The organism is Streptomyces pristinaespiralis (genome assembly GCF_001278075.1).
GTDB classification, from domain to species: Bacteria; Actinomycetota; Actinomycetes; order Streptomycetales; family Streptomycetaceae; genus Streptomyces; species Streptomyces pristinaespiralis.
In genome coordinates, this window is the sequence record NZ_CP011340.1 from 1,478,057 (window position 1) to 1,496,082 (window position 18,026).

The window sequence follows — 18,026 nt, forward strand, 5'->3', positions numbered from 1 at the left end:
AAGGGTGCCCGGCGGCCGCGGGGCCCGGCGTGACGCGACCCTTGACCCTCCGAAAGGCATACTGTAGACAATATTCTGTCGACTTACCCTCCTCGCATTCCTCCCTCGCTCGGTCGTCAACCGAACGGAGAGCCCCGTGAAAGTCGCAGTTGTCGGCGCCGGAGCCATCGGCGCGTATGTCGGGGCCGCGCTCCACCGCGCCGGCGCCGAGGTCCATCTCATCGCCCGCGGCGCCCACCTCGCGGCCATGCGCCGCGACGGCGTCCGTGTGCTCAGTCCCCGTGGTGATTTCACCGCCCGGCCGAACGCCACCGACGACCCGTCCTCCGTCGGCCCCGTCGACCATGTCTTCCTCGGCCTCAAGGCCAACTCCTACGCCGCCTCTGGCCCGCTGGTGCACCCGCTGCTGCACGAACGCACGTCGGTCGTCGCCGCGCAGAACGGCATCCCGTGGTGGTACTTCCACGGCCTGCCCGGGCCCTACGCCGGCCGCCGCATCGAGAGCGTCGACCCGGGCGGCGCCGTCAGCGCGACGCTGCCGCCGGAACGCGCCATCGGCTGTGTCGTCTACGCCGCCACGGAACTCGAGGCACCGGGCGTCGTACGGCACCTGGAAGGCACCCGGTTCTCCATCGGCGAGCCGGACCGGACCGTGTCGCCGCGCTGTGTCGAGTTCAGCGACGCCATGATCGCCGGCGGCCTCAAGTGCCCGGTGGAACGGGACCTGCGCAACGACATCTGGATCAAGCTGCTCGGCAACATCTCCTTCAACCCGATCAGCGCGCTGTCCCGGGCCACGATGGCGCAGATCTGCCGCCACCGGGACACGAAGGCGCTGGTCGAGACGATGATGCACGAGACGCTCGAGGTCGCGGCCGCCGTCGGCTGCCGCCCGGAGATCTCCGTCGAGCGGCGTCTCGCCGGCGCCGAACGCGTGGGCGACCACAAGACGTCCACCCTCCAGGACCTGGAGAAGGGCAAGCCGCTCGAACTGGACGTGCTGCTCGCCGCCGTCGTCGAACTGGCCGCCCTGACGAGAACCCCCGTACCGAAGCTGTGCGCCGTGCACGCACTCGCCGACCTCCTCGCATCGACCTCGACCCCCTCCACAGGGAGCGCAGCATGAAGAAGAAGCCGCAGAAGCGGTATCCGAGGCTCACCCATCCACTGGTCCGCGGCGAAGACGGGCAGTTGCGCAGGGCGAGCTGGGACGAGGCGCTGGAACGGGCCGCGGCCGGTTTCCGGCAGACCCGCGAGGCGTACGGGCCCGATGCCTTCGCGATGCTCTCCTGCGCCCGCGCCACCAACGAGATGAACTACGTGGCACAGAAGTTCACCCGTGTCGTGATGGGCACCAACAACGTCGACTCGTGCAACCGCACCTGCCACGCGCCCAGTGTGGCGGGCCTGTCCGCGGTCTTCGGCTCCGGCGGCGGCACGTCCTCCTACGAGGAGGTCGACCACACCGACCTGATCGTGATGTGGGGCTCCAACGCCCGCTTCGCGCACCCGATCTTCTTCCAGCACGTACTGAAGGGGATACGCAACGGCGCGAAGATGTACGCGGTCGACCCGCGCCGCACCTCGACCGCCGAGTGGGCGGAGGGCTGGCTCGGCCTCAACGTCGGCACCGACATCCCGCTCGCCCACGCCGTCGGACGCGAGATCATCCACGCCGGCCTCGTCAACCGCGCCTTCGTGGAGCGCGCGACGACCCGCTTCGAGGAGTACGCGGAGCTGGTCGAGCCGTGGACGCCGAGCGCCGCGGAGAAGGTGACGGGCGTGCCGGCCGCCGCGATCCGGGAGCTGGCGCACGCCTACGCCACCGCCGAACGCGCCCAGCTGTGCTGGACCCTCGGCATCACCGAACACCACAACGGCACCGACAACGTCCGGGCGCTGATCAACCTCGCGCTGCTCACCGGTCACGTCGGCCGGTACGGCGCGGGCGTCCAGCCGCTGCGCGGCCAGAACAACGTGCAGGGCGGCGGCGACATGGGGGCGATCCCCAACCGGCTGCCCGGCTTCCAGGACATCCTCCACCCCGAGACGCGCGAGAAGTTCGAACGCGCCTGGGGCGCGGCCATCCAGCCCCGCTACGGCAAGACGCTGACCGAGATGTTCGAGGCGATGGAGAGCGGCGAGCTCCGTGCCGTGTACTGCATCGGTGAGAACCCGGCCCAGTCGGAGGCGGACAGCGGGCAGGCCGTACGGCGGCTCGAGGCGCTCGACCACCTGGTCGTGCAGGACATCTTCCTGACCAGGACCGCCGAGCTGGCGGACGTCGTGCTGCCCGCGACGGCGGGCTGGGCGGAGACGGACGGCACCACCACCAACAGCGAACGCCGGGTGCAGCGGGTGCGCGCCGCGCTCGTCCCGCCGGGCGAGGCCCGCGAGGACATCGCCATCATCTGCGACATCGCCGAACGGCTCGGCCACGACTGGAAGTTCGACGACTCAGAGGCCGTCTGGAACGAGCTGCGCTCGCTCTCCCCCGACCACTACGGCATGACGTACGAGAGGCTGGAGGAGCACCAGGGCCTCCAGTGGCCCTGCCCCGACGTCTCCGAGCTGCCGTCGAGCTTCCTGCACGGCAGGCTGTGGGAGAAGGACCCGGCCAGGCGCGGGGCACCCGCCGAGTTCGGGCTCGTGCGGCACGATCCGCCGGTCGACCTGACCGACGAGTCGTACCCGCTGCGGCTGACGACCGGGCGACGGCTCGACTCGTACAACACCGGGGTGCAGAGCGGCAGTTTCGCCTCGCCGCTGCGGCGCGGCGAATACATCGAGCTGTGCCCGGAGGACGCGGCCGCGTACGGGGTGCGGGCCGGGGAGGAGGTGCGTGTCTCCTCGCGGCGCGGCTCGGTGACCGCGCCGGTCTGGATCGACACCGGGCTGCGGCCGGGGCTCGCCTTCATGACGATGCACTTCCCCGACGAGGTCGACACCAACTCCCTGACCATCGAGGCGAACTGCCCGATCGCCGGCACCGCGGAGTTCAAGGCGTCGGCCGTCCGGATCGAGAAGCTGGTGCCCGCATGGACCTGAAGTTCACGGACACGGCGAAGGCGACGGACGAGGAACGGGACGCGGTCGACGCGCTGCTCGGGGCCCCGGGGACCGGCTGGGAGGGCGGCACCGGCCGCTCGTCCGACGAGCTGCGCTGGGCGCGCGGGGGCGCGGCGGCCAGGGAACGCCGGGACCTGCTGCTCCCCGCGCTGCACGCGGTCAACGACCGGGTGGGATGGCTGAGCGAAGGGGCGCTGGACTACATCTGCCGGCGTCTCACGGTGCCTCCGGCGGAGGCGTACGGGGTGGCGACGTTCTACTCCATGTTCTCGGTGCGGCCGCGGCCGGCGAAGGTGCTGCACGTGTGCACCGACCTGGCGTGCGCGGCGCGCGGCGGCTCCCTGTCGGCGGCCGACGCCGTCGGCCCGGACGTGTCCGTCCAGCCGAGCCCGTGCCTGGGCCTGTGCGAACGGGCACCGGCCGCCCTGCTGGTCAGGGCGGGGCGGTCCCCGAGCGCCCGCGGGGCCGAAGGCACTGAGGGGGATCCGGCCCGGCCGGCGCTCGACGGGCAGGGCGGCTCGGGGCGGAGTCCCGGCGAGGGGCGACCCGCGCACGCCACCGCCGTCGTCGCTCCCGCCACGCCCACCGCCCTCGTCGCCGCCACCACCGACCCGGAACGCGCCCCCGCGGAGCCCTCGGCCGGCGCCGCCGTCCCCCAGGCGGGGGACCCGGCGCTGACGCTGCTCGCACGCGTCGGCGTCGTCGACCCTGCCTCCCTCGACGACTACCGCGCCCACGGCGGCTACGCAGCCCTCCGGCGGGCCTTCGCCCTCGGTCCCGCCGGTGTCATCCGTGAGGTCACCGACGCGGGGCTCCTCGGACGCGGCGGGGCGGCGTTCCCCACCGGGCGGAAGTGGCAGGCGACGGCGTCGCAGGCCGATCATCCCCACTACCTGGTCTGCAACGCGGACGAGAGCGAGCCCGGCACCTTCAAGGACCGGGTGCTGATGGAGGGCGATCCGTTCGCCCTGATCGAGGCGATGACGATCGCGGGCTACGCCATAGGCGCCCACCAGGGCTTCCTGTATCTCCGCGGCGAGTACCCCCGCGCGCTCGGCCTCCTGGAGAACGCCATCGCCTCCGCCCGCGCCCGTGGGCTCCTCGGCGAGGACGTCCTCGGCCAGGGTTACGCCTTCGACATCGAGATCCGGCGCGGCGCGGGCGCCTACATCTGCGGCGAGGAGACCGCGATCTTCAACTCCATCGAGGGCTATCGCGGCGAGCCCCGCACCAAGCCGCCGTTCCCCGTGGAGAAGGGCCTGTTCGGCAAGCCGACGGCCGTGAACAACGTGGAGACGCTCGTCAACGTCCTGCCGATCCTCAACGGCCGGACGGAGGAGACCAAGCTGTTCTGCCTGTCCGGCAACGTCGCCCGTCCCGGCATCTACGAGCTGCCCTTCGGTGTGACCCTGCGCGAGCTGATCGAGCTCGCCGGGCCGCCGGACAGGATGCGCGCGGTCCTCCTCGGCGGGGCCGCCGGCAGCTTCGTACGCCCCGACGAGCTGGACATCCCGCTCACCTTCGAGGGCACCCGCGCCGCCGGCACGACGCTGGGGTCCGGTGTGGTGCTCGTCCTCGACGACACCGTCGAACTGCCGCGCGTCCTGCTGCGCATCGCGGAGTTCTTCCGCGACGAGTCCTGCGGCCAGTGCGTGCCCTGCCGGGTGGGCACGGTCCGCCAGGAGGAGGCGCTGCACCGCATCAAGGACCGTACGGGCGCCGACGCGGCCGGGGACATCGCCCTGCTGCGCGAGGTCGGCGCTGCCATGCGGGACGCCTCGATCTGCGGCCTCGGGCAGACCGCCTGGAACGCCGTCGAATCCGCCATCGACCGGCTGGGAGCCTACGAATGACCGCCATCCCCCTCCATATGCCGCGCCGGCTGGTCGAGTTCACCCTCGACGGCCAGGAGGTGCGGGTCCCCGAGGGCGACACGATCCTCGACGCCTGCCGCGCCGCCGGCAAGGACATCCCGACGCTCTGCCAGGGCGACACACTGACCCCCAAGAACGCCTGCCGGGTGTGCGTCGTGGAGGTCGAGGGCGCCCGGACCCTCGCCCCCGCGTGCTCCCGCCGCGCCGAGCCCGGCATGACGGTGCTGACCGACACGGAGCGCGCCCGGCACAGCAGGAAGGTCGTGCTGGAGCTGCTGGCCTCGTCCACCGACCTGTCCACGACGCCGCGCGCCGCCGAGTGGATCAAGGAGTACGAGGCCAAGCCGGACCGCTTCGGCCCGGACGCGGCCCGCCTCAACGAGGAACCGAAGATCGACAACGACCTCTACGTCCGCGACTACGACAAGTGCATCCTCTGCTACAAGTGCGTCGACGCCTGCGGTGACCAGTGGCAGAACACCTTCGCCATCGCCGTCGCGGGGCGCGGCTTCGACGCCCGCATCTCCACGGAGCACGACGCCCCGCTGACCGATTCGGCGTGCGTGTACTGCGGCAACTGCATCGAGGTGTGCCCGACCGGGGCGCTCTCCTTCAAGTCGGAGTTCGACATGCGGGCGGCCGGCACCTGGGACGAGTCGGCCCAGACGGAGACGACGACCGTGTGCGCGTACTGCGGCGTCGGCTGCAACCTCACCCTGCATGTGCAGGAGAATGAGATCGTCAAGGTCACCTCGCCGCACGACAACCCGGTGACCCACGGCAACCTCTGCATCAAGGGCCGCTTCGGCTACCAACACGTACAGCAGCGCTGATCGAACGAATGGGACTGATCGCCATGGGACGGGTCACCGAGCGCCGCCGCACCATCCGCATCAGGGACGGGGTGGTCACGTCCCGTCCCGACACCCTGGTGGCCGAGGAACCGCTGGAGATCCGGCTGAACGGCAAGCCGCTCGCCATCACCATGCGCACCCCCGGCGACGACTTCGCGCTCGCGGCGGGTTTCCTGGTCAGCGAGGGCGTGCTGCACGCCGGGTCCCAGGTGCGGTCGATCGTGTACTGCGCGGGCGCCAAGGAGGACGGCACCAACACGTACAACGTGGTGGACGTGGCGCTGGCGGACGGGGTCCCGGTCCCGGACATCACCCTCGAGCGGAACGTCTACACCACGTCGTCCTGCGGCCTGTGCGGCAAGGCCAGCCTGGACGCCGTCCGCACCTCCGCGCACTTCCCGATCGCCGACACTCCCCCGGTCCGGGTCGAGCCCGCTCTGCTCGCCGGCCTCCCCGACCGGCTTCGGGCGGCGCAGCGGGTCTTCGACCGGACCGGGGGTCTGCACGCGGCGGCGCTGTTCTCGCCGGAGGGTGAACTGCTCGACATCCGTGAGGACGTCGGCCGGCACAACGCGGTCGACAAGCTCGTCGGCCGGGCGCTGACGGACGACCGGCTGCCGCTGTCCCGGTCGATCCTGCTGGTCTCCGGGCGGGCGTCGTTCGAGCTGGCGCAGAAGGCGGTGATGGCCGGCATTCCGGTGCTCGCGGCGGTCTCCGCGCCGTCGTCGCTGGCGGTGGACCTGGCTGCGGAGACCGGTCTGACGCTGGTCGGCTTCCTGCGCGGCAACAACATGAACGTGTACGCGGGCGACGAGCGCATCGCCCTGCGCACTGGGGTCTGACGCGCCCCGCTGCACGGGATACGGACCCGGCCGGCGGGGAGCGCCCCCTGCGCCGGCCGGGTCCTTCCGTATGCGCGGCCGCCCGGCGGCTGTCCTGACCCCAGGCGAATTCCTCGGCGGAGGCCGACCATTTTCCGGCTCCGGCGGTGTCCATCCAGTACGTGCCCATCCGTACGAGAGGGACCGCCGAGAGAGAAGGAGCCCCCATGCGAGGGATCCCGCCGGACAGGGAAACCGATGCCGCGGCCCGGGCCCGGCACATGCCCGAGGACCTGGCGGCACGGGCGCGGAGCGGGGACGGTGAGGCGTTCCGCCGGCTCGTCGAGCCGTACCGGCGTGAGCTGCAGGTGCACTGCTACCGCATCCTCGGCTCGGTGCAGGACGCGGAGGACCTGCTCCAGGAGACGTTGCTGGCGGCCTGGCGCGGGATCGGCGGCTACGAGGAACGCGCGTCGGTGCGGACGTGGCTCTACCGGATCGCCACCAACCGCTGCCTCAACGCCCTGCGGGCCGGCGCCCGCCGCCCGCACGACCACGCGGTCCACCGAGCGGAGGTCCCGTTGCCCGAGCCGTCGCGCCGCCGAGCGGAACCGAGCTGGCTGGAGCCGTACCCCGATGTGCTGCTCGACGAGGTCGCCGACCACGTGCCCGGGCCGGAGGCGCGGTACGAGGCCAGGGAGTCGGTGTCACTGGCCTTCCTCGCGGCGCTCCAGCAGCTGCCGCCCCGGCAGCGCGCCGTACTGGTGCTGCGGGACGTACTGGGGTTCCGGGCCGCGGAGGTGGCGGACTTCCTCGGCACGACCGGGAACGCGGTGACCAGCGCGCTGAAGCGAGCACGGGGTGCGCTGGCGCACGAACTGCCGGGTCCCGACCGCGAGAGCGCTCCGCTGCCCGGCTCGCCCCGGGAACGCCGGATCGTGGACGACTTCGTCCGCGCCTTCGAGGCCGGTGACGTCGACGCGATCGTGACCCTGCTGACGGACGACGCGTGGCTGACGATGCCCCCGCTGCCGCTGGAGTACCAGGGCCCCGAGGCCATCCGGCGCTTCCTGTCGACGGTCGCGCTGCGCGACGGCATCCGGTACGTGCTGCTCCCGACCCGGGCGAACGGCCAGCCGGCCTTCGGCGTGTACGTGCGTGATCCGCGGACGCCGATCCTGCACGCCCACGGGGTGCTCGTGCTGACCCTGACCGGCGACCGGATCACCGCGCTCACCCGGTTCCACGACAACGCGCTGCTGACGAACTTCGGACTTCCACGATCGCTGCGGCCCGACCGGCCACGCACCGGCCGTGCGGAAGGGGAGAAGTGAGCACCGACGGCGGGCGGATGACGTCCGAGCAGGGGTGGGTACTGGGGCTCGCCTCGCTGGCGTCGTTCATGATGGCCCTGGACAGCCTGGTCGTGACGACGACGCTGAGCACCGTCCGGCAGGATCTGAGTGCGTCGGTCGAGTCGCTCGAGTGGACCGTCAACGCGTACAACCTGACGTTCGCTGTACTGCTGCTGACCGGAGCGGCACTCGGTGACCGGTTCGGCCGCCGCCGGACGTTCGTGGCCGGTCTGGCGGTGTTCACGGTCGCGTCGGCGGCCTGCGCGCTCTCCCCGGACATCGGCACGCTGATCGTGTCCCGGGCGTTGCAGGGTGTCGGTGCCGCGATGGTGCTGCCGCTGTCGCTCACGCTGATCAGTGCCGCGTTCCCGCCACGGCAGCGGGGCAGGGCGATGGGACTGTACCTGGGCATCACGGGTCTGGCGACGTTCAGCGGCCCGTTCATCGGCGGCGCTGTCGCCGAAGGACTGGCCTGGCAGTGGATCTTCTGGCTGAACCTGCCGGTCGGTCTGATCGCGATCGTGCTCACGGCGCGGCGCGTCGAGGAGAGCGTCGGCCCGAACACCCGGTTCGACCAGCCAGGGGTCGTCCTCGTGACCCTGGGCGCGTTCGGGATCGTCTGGGCCCTTGTCCGCGCGAACGCAGCGGGCTGGAGCAGCGCGGAGGTGCTGGGCGCGCTGGTGCTCGGTGTCGCGCTGCTGGCCGCCTTCGTGCTCTGGGAACGACGTACGAAGGCGCCGATGCTGCCGATGCGGTTCTTCCGTTCGCGGGCGTTCGCCACGGCCAACCCGGCGAACTTCCTGGTGTTCGCCTCGCTGTACGGCACGCTGTTCTTCCTCGCGCAGTACTTCCAGACCGTGCTCGGTGAAGGGCCGCTCGGCGCCGGACTGCGGCTCATGCCGTGGACCGCGACGCTGATGATCTGCGCGCCGATCGCCGGCAGATGGGCCGACCGGTTCGGCGAGCGGTGGTTCGTGGTCGGCGGGCTGTCGCTCCAGACCGTCGGTGCGACCTGGATCGCCGTCGTCGCCGACACCGACACGGGCTATCCCGAACTGCTGCCCGCGCTGATCATCGGTGGTGCCGGACTGACCATGGCCATGCCCGCGGCGCAGAAGGCGGTGGTCGGGTCGGTGCGGCCGAACGAGATCGGCCAGGCGTCCGGCGCGTTCATGATGCTTCGGATCCTCGGCGGGGTCTTCGGTGTCGCGGTCTCGGTCGCCGTCTTCGCGGGCGTCGGGGGCTACGGGTCGGCCGCCGAGTTCAGTGACGGCTTCTCGGCGGCGATGGGCGCGGTGGCCGTGTTCGCGTTCGCCGGCATGCTCGTCGCACTCGGTATCCCGGGCGGACGGCCGACCGCCGTGGCCGCGCCACCGCGGTCGACGGGCGCCGTGCCCCGGGCCGCGAGCGCCCCTTGGTCCTGTCCCGGGCCGGGACGGTGCCCCTTGGCCGTACCTCAGGCCGAAGTGCCCCTTGGCCGATGTCCAGGCTGCGCGTTCCCCTTGGACGAAGCTCGGACTGTGAGCCCCTTGACCGACGTGGAGGATATCGATGGCCGCTGACATGGCGAATCTGAAGACTCGAGCCGTAAGGCTCCGCGAACTGCACCACGGAGAGATGCTCGTCCTGCCCAACGTGTGGGACGCGGCGAGCGCGACGGTCGTGGCCGAAGCCGGGTTCCCCGCGGTCGCCACCGCGAGCGCCGCCGTCTCGGCGATGCTCGGGCACCCCGACGGGGAGGGCGCCCCGTGGCAGGAGATGTTCGCCGCGGCCGGCCGGGTCGCGAGGGCCGTGCCGGTCCCGGTCACGGTGGACGCCGAGGCGGGGTACGGGATGCGGCCGCGTGAACTGGTGGACCGGCTGCTGGACATCGGTGCGGTCGGCTGCAACGTGGAGGACACCGACCACCGGGCGGGCGGCCTCGCCGACGCGGGGGCGCACGCGCAGTGGCTGGCGGAGGTCCGCTCCGCGGCGGACGAGGCCGGAGTGCCGCTCGTGATCAACGCCCGCGTGGACACCTTCCTGCCCCGCAGCGGCACGCCGGAACCGGACCGGGTCGCGGAAGCGATCCGCCGGGGCCGGCTCTACCGGGAGGCCGGCGCCGACTGCGTCTACCCGATCGGCGTGCGCTCGAAGGACGACATCGCGACCCTCGTCACCGAACTGCCCTGCCCGGTCAACGGCAACACCGGTGAAGAACTGGACCTGGCCACGCTCCGGGAACTGGGCGTGGCACGCGTGTCCTACGGGCCACGCTTCTACCGGGCGGCCATGGCCGATCTGCGCACCAGTGTCCAGCAGTTGCTGACCTGAGCCGCCCCGCCGGCGCCCGCGGGTCGCCGGCACGGGGCGGCGAGCCCCGCTACCGCATGCGGGCGGCGCCCGACGGCGGCGGGATCATCTGGAGCGTGAGCGTCGCCGGCGGTTCGGCGATCCCCGGCCCGCCGGCCGCCGCCCACGCCAGCACGTCGTCGGTGGCGTCGTCGTCGAGCGCCCAGCCGATCCAGGCGGCACGCGCCCCGCGGCGGCGGCCCTCGGTCGACGGCTGCACGACGATGACATTGGCCTGACCGCACGGCCCGAGGCAGTCACTGGTCCGCACCGCGAGCCGCCCCCCGGACGCGGCGGCGGCGTCGCGCAGTCTGGCGAGCTGCCCGGCGTGGTCGGTACCGGGGTTCTTGCGTGCGTCGCCGCAGCAGCAGCCACGGCAGACGACGAGGGTGCAGGGGCGGGCGCCGAAAGGGCGTATGGCGAACGTCGTCACCTGGTGATCTTCGCAGCCGTAGGACCCGACCCGGGCGGGCGGGGCGTCCCTCGGCTGCTCGACCTGTCTCGCCCGGGCGGTTCCGTGGAGGTCGCCACCTCCTACGACATCGTGCGCCGCGACTCGGAGGCGTCGGCGCAGCCGATCGGCCCGCGTGCGTTCATCGGGTCTGCAGATCGGTGGACGCCGTTCATCGGGTCTGCAGCGCGGTGGACGCCCGGGTCCCGGTGCGCACGGCGGGCACGGTGCGGTCCGGGTCGTGGGACCTGCGCTTCGCGATCACCGCGCAGACCATCAGCTGCATCTGGTGGAAGAGCATCAGCGGCAGCACCGCGAGGCTCGCCTGCGCCCCGAACAGCACGGTCGCCATGGGCAGTCCCGCCGCGAGGCTCTTCTTGGAACCCGCGAACTGGATCGCGATCCGGTCCGCCCGCCCGAAGCCGAGGCGCTTCGCGCCGAACCAGGTGAGTGTCAGCATCGCGGCCAGCAGCACCGCTTCCACGGCCAGCAGGGCGCCGAGCCGCACCGGGGTGACCTGCTGCCATACGCCGGCGGTCATGCCTTCGCTGAAGGCCGTGTAGACGACGAGCAGGATCGAGCCCCGGTCGACGTACCCGAGCACCTTCTTGTGCCGTACGAGGAACCGCGCCACCCAGCGGCGCAGCAACTGCCCCGCGAGGAACGGAACCAGCAGCTGGAGCACGATCCGCAGCAGCGAGTCGGCCGAGAAGCCACCGGCCGTGCCGCCCAGCAGCAGGGCCGCCAGCAGCGGCGTGAGCACGATGCCGGCGAGGCTGGAGAAGGAGCCCGCGCATATCGCCGCGGGCACATTGCCCCGCGCCATCGAGGTGAAGGCGATCGACGACTGGATCGTGGAGGGCACCAGGCACAGGAACAGCAGTCCGCTGTAGAGCTCGGGCGTGAGTACGGCCGGCTGGAGCCCGCGGGCGGCCAGTCCGAGCAGCGGGAAGACCACGAACGTGGCCGCGAGCACGGTGACGTGCAGCCGCCAGTGCCGCAGTCCGTCGAGCGCCTCGCGTGTGGACAGCCGCGCGCCGTAGAGGAAGAACAACAGCGCCACCGCGCCGGTCGACGCCCCGCCCGCGACCTCGGCCGCCCGGCCGGAGGCCGGCAGGAGTGCCGCGAGGGCCACGGTCCCGAGCAGCGCCAGGATGTACGGATCGATCGGCAGCCAGGACGGCAGGCGCGGGGTGCGGCGGCTCATGTGCTCCACATTGCTTTCGGTTCAGGACGTGCCCTCTCCATGCTCCTCCTGGAACGGCCGATCGGGAATCCCGTACACCACACTCACTGTCATCACATTTCATGATGATCGTCCCACGGTGATGCCTCGCGGTGCGCGCCCCCCGCGGCCCGCCGTGCCGAAAGCCCCGCGAGTGCGCGGAGAGTGGGCTGTGCCCCGCGCATCGTGTCGGGGAAACGCAAGTCGAGTGCGTCGGGGAGGGTGTGCTTCCAGAAGTGGTGCAGCGGCTCGAGCCACTCCTCGTCCTGGCCCTGAGCGGCGAGTTCCCCGATCAGCTCGAGCTGGCGCGGCGCCACTTCGAGCACGAGGTGGCGGAACAGCGGCGCCGGGGGAACCGGCGTGGCCGCCAGGCCTTCGGGCTGCGTCCTCATCAGGAGCTCACACGCCTCCTGGCCGAGCAGGGCCGACTTCTCGTAGGCCCGCAGCAGGCTCCCCCAGCTGGACAGACGCGGGCTCAAGGACTCCAGCGGGAGCGTCAGGGTGGAGGCGTCGCCCTCCGCGAGGCGGATGCGGATCTGCTCCGGCGAGTCGGGCGACCCTGCCACGTCGACCTGGCCGTTCCACACCGCACACAGGATCCGGTGCAGGATCCGGCACCGGTCCTCCTCGGTGCCGACCAGCCAGTCGTCGCGATAACCGAGGCGCTGGCGCCAGTGCAGAAAGTCGTCGACGCCTGCGGCGTCCCTCGCCCCTGCCCACAACCGCAGCACCTGCCGCACCTCGGAGACATCCGTGAGGCTCATGCCGCTTCGGAAGAGCACCACGGTGACCGACTCCGTGTCGACGGCCCTGAACTCCGGCACCGTCCCGTACGGCAACCTCACGTCGCGCGCCAGGAGAGACGCGACGGCCGAGTCCGCCGCGGTCTGCGGGTAGGTGACGAGAACCTTCAGCTGACCGGTGCCGTCGGGCTCGAAGCCGACCGGCAGCAGTCCTGCCAGCTCGTGGCGCAGCTGGTCGAGCCAGTGCGGGCCGACGGCGGTGTTCTCGTCGCCGGCCGCGGCCTGCAGCAGTACGCCGAGCGAGGGCAGGAGCGGGCGGTCGTCGAACGCGCTCGATTCGCCCAGCAGTCGCTTGACGCGCCGTTCGACGACCTGCTTGATCTCCTGGACGCCGGCCTGCGGCGAGCGGCGCACCGACTCCAGGGCACGCACCCAGTCGTGCGGCTGGATGATCCTGGCCAACAGGCCCGCTGCGTCCTGATGCTCCGGAAGGCCCTCGTGAGCAAGGAGCCGGCCGAACACCTCGTCGTAGAAGGCGGCGAGCATCCACTGCGGCGGCAGAAGGTACCGGACGCCCACTCGATCCTGGCGGTAGAGCTCGTCGCGGCGCTCGACGAAGTGCCTGCGCTCGTCCTCCTCATGGCCGCGCAGCGCCTTGACCAGCTCGCCTGTCTCCCTGGTGGTACGCAGCAGCGACGGCCGCCAGCGCGACTCCTGGTCCTTCCACCCGCGGTGCCACTTCTGCCGGCCCCGCCACTCGTACCAGGCGTCCTGCTCGTCGAGGGTGCTCTGCACCTGAGGGTCGCCCCACCGGGCCGGTACGAGCCCACCCACCGATCGTCTGATCGGCCGGATCTCCGGACGGACGGTGTCCACGCCCTCCACGCGTGCTGGATCGTGCGCACGGTTGCCGAGCACTCCGGCGAAGCCGAGCTCCGCCACCTGCTGCGGGTGCCCCGGCAACCCGGTGAGCAGCCTCTCCAGCCGGAACGGACCGACTTCGCCGATGAGTTCACGGGCGACCAGGTCCGGCCGGAAGCGCTCGGCCAGTCGGGGGACCTCCACGTCCAGATCGCGCTGCAGGCGTCCGAGCGCGTCCTCCATGTCGCCGAGCCGGTCGCGCAACGCCCGCGCGATGGCCCTCGTGCCTCTCGGCAGCAGGTCCGGCGACGGCACGGTGGGAACCTCCCGTGCCCACAGCGGGCCGATACCGGAGCGGTCGAACATTTCGCGCACCCGTTCGGCGCCGTCGTCGGCTGCCCTGCCCGCCTCCTCGTCCATCGCCCGCACGGCCTGCGCCAGCAGCCGGTTCGCGACGATCTCCGCCAGATCGCCGACCGGGACGGACAGCGAAGCGGCCAGGCTGGTCGACAGGGGCCGGAGCCCGATCCCGGTCCGGGACACCGTGGCGCGCTCGACGCTCCTGTTGGCGAAGTTCGCCGCGAACGACGGGAACTCGTCCGCGGCGAAGTCCCGACCGCGGGACTCCAGTCCGGTGCCGATGAGTGATGTCACCGTCGCGATGACCGAGCGCCGCAGGTCGTCCGGCTGCATCCCTTTGCTCCGACCGAAGAGGATCGCGGTCTGGACCGTGGACGGGCTCAGCCTGACAAGTGCGTCGCCGGGGTACCGCACGGACGGTGAACCCCCGCTCAGGACGTCTCCGAAGTCGGCGCTCGCAGCGGGCGCGTTCTGGTCGTCGATCAGCCGTGCGAGGTCGACCAGTGCTCGGGCGGCGTTGAGCTCCGCCTCGCGTCCGCCACCGGCGTCCGACGGGAACGCGGAAGGCATCACCACCAGTGGATAGATCCTGACATTGGGGAACCTGGACCTTCGGAACTCGTCACCGATCAGGTGGAGGAAGTCGTAGAAGACCCCCGCGCCGGTGCCGCCCGCGACGGAGAACGCCACGAACACGTCGCACCCGCGGATGGCCCGGCCTCCCACCTCCCGCAGGTCGCCGGCCGAGTTCGCGAGGGCTCCGATCGCCTGGCGCAACTGACCCAGCGCCGACCCCGGTCCCTTGGACATCGCGGCGAAGAGCGACGCCCTGCCCACGGTCGGCAACTGCCCGGCGCCGTGGCGCAGGGGTGCCACCCTCGGCTGCCGCTCCTTGGGCGGCAGCCAGTGACGGGTCTCCTCGTGGAGCGCGACCCGCAGCATCCGGGCAACTTCCGGCGAGCTGTCGTAGGGCGGGAGCAGCGCCTCGAGAACCCTCGAGTTACTGGCGTGAGCGGGGCGGTGGTTCCTCTGGACGCCGTCCGCCAGCCGCTGGATCTGCGACTCACTCATGTCCGCGTACACGAACTGCAGGAAGTCGGGCAACTGGAACGGCAGCCGACGGCCCCCTGCGACCAGCCTCGTGCCGTCGGGACCGCACAGGCCACTGCGCAGGGCATGTTCGAGAGCGGCCCCGATGCGCAGTCCGGTACCGCCCAGGCCGACGAACAGCATGGGCTGATGGACCAGGCCGAAGGTCGGCGTCCCCCCGCCGGCGCGCGGCGACGCTTCCAGCTCGGCAGGCCGGGGTGACCGCCAGGGCTCACCCTCCGGCGCCGGCTCCCGAGCTGACGGCGGCGGGGTGACGGGCGCGGCGCTCCCGGTTCCTGTGCCGGCGCCGAGCCGTCTCAGCACCTCGACGGGCACCACCGCGAAGGGCTGTCGCGCGGTGTCGAGCATCTCCTCCCCCTGCCCCTGCGGCGAGGGAAGCAGGGCCGTCGTGTCGCGGGTCCGTCCCGCGGACTCGGCAACGTAGGCGGACACCTGTTCGTGCACCCGTACGGTCTCCGACGCACGGATCGTTCCGAGCAGTACGTCCCGGACTCCGGGGACGAAGTCGTACGGCGTGCGGGCGGCCTCCTCCGCGGCGCCGAGCTTCCGGATCAGTCCGCTGACGAACACTTCGGCGAGATGGGCGGGTCTGGTGCCCGGAAGCATGGTGTGCTGGACCAGCCTCATGACCGGCAGTGTGAGCGGCGCCGCCGCCAGATAGCCGGCGAGCCTGAAGGCCTGTGGCGAAGCCGCGGACCTGAACGCTCCGACCAGGTCGGCGGCGGTCGCTCCGCCCGCTTCCCCCAGTGCCGTGCCGCCGGCCCACGGCCGGCCGGGTCCGTCCCGTCCTCGCGTCGGCGTGGTGGCCACCATGGCGTCGATGCCGCCGTGCGCGGCGCCGGTGACCAGCCGGGCCCACGAAGCGAGCCAGTCCGGCTCGATCTCCAGCACCGGCACGGGCATTCCGATCTGCTGTCCCGTGAGGGGGGTCGCACCGTACGGCTCGGCGATCAGGCCGGTGTTGGGGATGCCCGGCGCGGTGGAGTGGACTCGGGCGGCCACCGGGCCGGCTCCCGTCCGGTGCCACAGACGCTGGGGCAGCGGCTGGAGGACGGCGAGAGGCCCGGTGCGCCCCCAGAGGCGGAGCACGTCGTGCGCCTCGCCCGACCACCAGATGTCGTCGACACAGTCGCTGACGACCAGAACCGCCTGCCTGCCGGACGGGTCGACCAACTCCCGCGGGCTGTGCAGGCTGTCCGTCGGCACGGCTCGTGCGGCGACACCGAGCGTCCCGTCGCCACCCCGTCCCAGGTGCCAGAGGCGCACGTCCCGGAAAGCGCCGAGACGTTCGAACAGCTCCCGCAGTTCGTCCACCAGCGGACGCCACACGGCCATGGAGGAACCGGCGTCCACCACGATCAGGAGACTGAGCCAGCGCTCCGGTGCGGGCAGCAGGAGCGGCAGGACCAGACGCTCGTCGGCGATACGGTCCGCGGTCGCCGTCTCGTCGAGAATCGTGCGGCGTGCCGAGGGCACCCGGCGTTTGAGCGGCCGGAGAGCGCGGAGCAGCTCCAGTCCACCGGGCAGGGCGGCGGCCGCAGGTGAGCGCACCGCCGACGCGTTCGTGAGCCCGCCGGGTCCGTCCGCTTCCGCGGGCTCCGGCGGATACAGGAAGGCGTCGTCCGCGGGCGCCGGGTCCGGCGCCGGGTCCTCCTGCCGGGGCGGCGCGCTCACGCTCTCATGGACCGGTTCGGGACCGGGGCCGCCCTGACCGGCCGCGTCGCCGGCCGGAGGGGCGGCATCGGCGCCGACGGGCCGGAGGTCGTCCCCGGTCACCGTGCCTGCCGCCTCGGCGATCCTGGCAGCGAGCCATACGGCCTCGGCGACCTCCGTGGCCGTGGCGCCGATGTCCGCGGCGTCCAGCGCGGCGACGAGGCGGTCGACGGACATCGCTACGCCGATGTGGCGCGCAGGTGACGCAACAGCTGATCGGCGAGTTCTTCCCGCCCCCGGCCGCCCTCGCGGGCGGCGTGGAAGGTCAGGTAGAGCGCGTTGAGCAGCTGATCCGTCGCCAGGTCGCCGTGGTTGCGGCGTTCCAGGAAGCGGTCGACGAGATCCACGGCCGTCTCGCTGATCTCGTCCCCGAGGCGGGCCCGAACGATCCGGGTGAGCTGTTCACGGTCGGGCGGCCTGATGTCGACGACGATGCAGCGGCGCAGGAAGGCGGGCGGGAATTCCCGTTCACCGTTGCTGGTGAGCACGATGACGGGAAAGGACCGGCAGCGCACCTGCCCGTCGCACACCGGGACCGGCGCTCCCCCGTCTGCCGTGCTCACATGGACGGTCGGCCGGCTCCGGGCCGCTCTCACGAGCTCCGGAATCTGGTAGTCACCCGACTCGAACACGGTGAGCAGGTCGTTGGGCAGATCGATGTCCCCCTTGTCGATCTCGTCGACGAGCAGGGCGCGTGGGCGGGAGTAGGGCAGCAGGGCGGTACCGAGCGGGCCCAGGGTGATGTACCTGCCGATGTCGATGTCGGCGTCGCCCTTGTTCAGGCTCACGTCGTGCAACCGGCTGATCGCGTCGTACTTGTAGAGCCCTTCCTGGAGCGTGGTCCGGCTGGTGACCGGCCAGCGCAGCACGGGCCCGAGATTCAGCTCGTAGGAGATCGCGAGAGCGAGAGTCGACTTCCCGACTCCCGGTTTGCCCGTGACGAGCAGGGGGCGCCTCAGATAGAGGGCCGCGTTGACGAGGTCCAGCACGTCCGGGTCGGCACGGTAGAGCTTGGCCCGCTCGATGTCCGCCGGTTTCCAGCCCCCGACCACCGGCGGAACGACGGGTCCGTCGTCGAAGACACGCCAGCTGGGCGGGGCCGGGAGGGTGTCGATCCCGTCGTGCGGCACCTCGGTGCCGCGGAAGACTCGCCAGTCGCTCACCAGCGCTGCTCTCCTTTACCGGGTCGTCGTGGTGTTCTCTGCTCCGCCGGGAGCTGCGCCGTGGCTCCGTCCGAGGGCCCGGCAAGGGCCGGCGCA

At 72.0% G+C, this 18,026-nt stretch carries 12 protein-coding genes; 8 read left to right on the forward strand and 4 right to left on the reverse strand.

The features are described from left to right. Window positions 1–136: 136 nt before the first annotated feature. From SPRI_RS06125 to SPRI_RS06160, 8 genes are all read left to right on the forward strand, one after another. Window positions 137–1,126: a 2-dehydropantoate 2-reductase gene (locus tag SPRI_RS06125; protein WP_005309367.1), complete on the forward strand. Its 990-nt coding sequence runs from the start codon at window positions 137–139 to the stop codon at window positions 1,124–1,126. Further along, on the forward strand, window positions 1,123–3,048 hold the full coding sequence (locus SPRI_RS06130; RefSeq protein ID WP_005309369.1) for a molybdopterin oxidoreductase family protein: 1,926 nt from the start codon (window positions 1,123–1,125) through the stop codon (window positions 3,046–3,048). Before SPRI_RS06125 ends, SPRI_RS06130 begins: the two co-directional genes overlap by 4 nt. Further along, window positions 3,039–4,922, forward strand: a complete 1,884-nt coding sequence (locus SPRI_RS06135; RefSeq protein ID WP_053556750.1) for an NADH-ubiquinone oxidoreductase-F iron-sulfur binding region domain-containing protein — start codon at window positions 3,039–3,041, stop codon at window positions 4,920–4,922. Before SPRI_RS06130 ends, SPRI_RS06135 begins: the two co-directional genes overlap by 10 nt. Further along, window positions 4,919–5,776, forward strand: coding sequence for a 2Fe-2S iron-sulfur cluster-binding protein (locus SPRI_RS06140; RefSeq protein WP_005309374.1), 858 nt, complete (start codon window positions 4,919–4,921; stop codon window positions 5,774–5,776). The genes SPRI_RS06135 and SPRI_RS06140 overlap by 4 nt, the downstream gene beginning before the upstream one ends. A 23-nt stretch (window positions 5,777–5,799) precedes the next feature. Next, on the forward strand, window positions 5,800–6,639 hold the full coding sequence (fdhD, locus tag SPRI_RS06145; RefSeq protein WP_037775997.1) for a formate dehydrogenase accessory sulfurtransferase FdhD: 840 nt from the start codon (window positions 5,800–5,802) through the stop codon (window positions 6,637–6,639). A 206-nt stretch (window positions 6,640–6,845) separates the two neighbouring features. Continuing rightward, window positions 6,846–7,952, forward strand: a complete 1,107-nt coding sequence (locus SPRI_RS06150) for a sigma-70 family RNA polymerase sigma factor (protein ID WP_234020332.1) — start codon at window positions 6,846–6,848, stop codon at window positions 7,950–7,952. Between the two features lie 17 nt (window positions 7,953–7,969). Beyond that, a complete protein-coding gene (locus tag SPRI_RS06155) occupies window positions 7,970–9,535 on the forward strand; it encodes an MFS transporter (RefSeq protein WP_005309380.1) in 1,566 nt (521 codons plus the stop codon). Continuing rightward, window positions 9,525–10,286, forward strand: coding sequence for an isocitrate lyase/PEP mutase family protein (locus SPRI_RS06160; RefSeq protein WP_005309382.1), 762 nt, complete (start codon window positions 9,525–9,527; stop codon window positions 10,284–10,286). Before SPRI_RS06155 ends, SPRI_RS06160 begins: the two co-directional genes overlap by 11 nt. Window positions 10,287–10,335: 49 nt before the next feature. Here the strand turns inward: SPRI_RS06160 and SPRI_RS06165 are convergent, their stop codons facing one another. From SPRI_RS06165 to SPRI_RS06180, 4 genes are all read right to left on the reverse strand, one after another. Beyond that, on the reverse strand, window positions 10,336–10,737 hold the full coding sequence (locus SPRI_RS06165; RefSeq protein WP_005309384.1) for a hypothetical protein: 402 nt from the start codon (window positions 10,735–10,737) through the stop codon (window positions 10,336–10,338). A gap of 190 nt (window positions 10,738–10,927) precedes the next feature. Next, window positions 10,928–11,962, reverse strand: a complete 1,035-nt coding sequence (locus SPRI_RS06170; protein WP_037776005.1) for a bile acid:sodium symporter family protein — start codon at window positions 11,960–11,962, stop codon at window positions 10,928–10,930. A gap of 92 nt (window positions 11,963–12,054) precedes the next feature. Then, entirely contained in the window at window positions 12,055–16,944 is a 4,890-nt protein-coding gene (locus SPRI_RS39190; RefSeq protein WP_234020333.1) for a tubulin-like doman-containing protein, read from the reverse strand. A 2-nt stretch (window positions 16,945–16,946) separates the two neighbouring features. Further along, the gene (locus SPRI_RS06180; RefSeq protein WP_005309390.1) at window positions 16,947–17,930 is read right to left on the reverse strand and encodes an AAA family ATPase; all 984 of its coding nucleotides are present in this window, start codon (window positions 17,928–17,930) and stop codon (window positions 16,947–16,949) included. Window positions 17,931–18,026 lie beyond the last annotated feature (96 nt).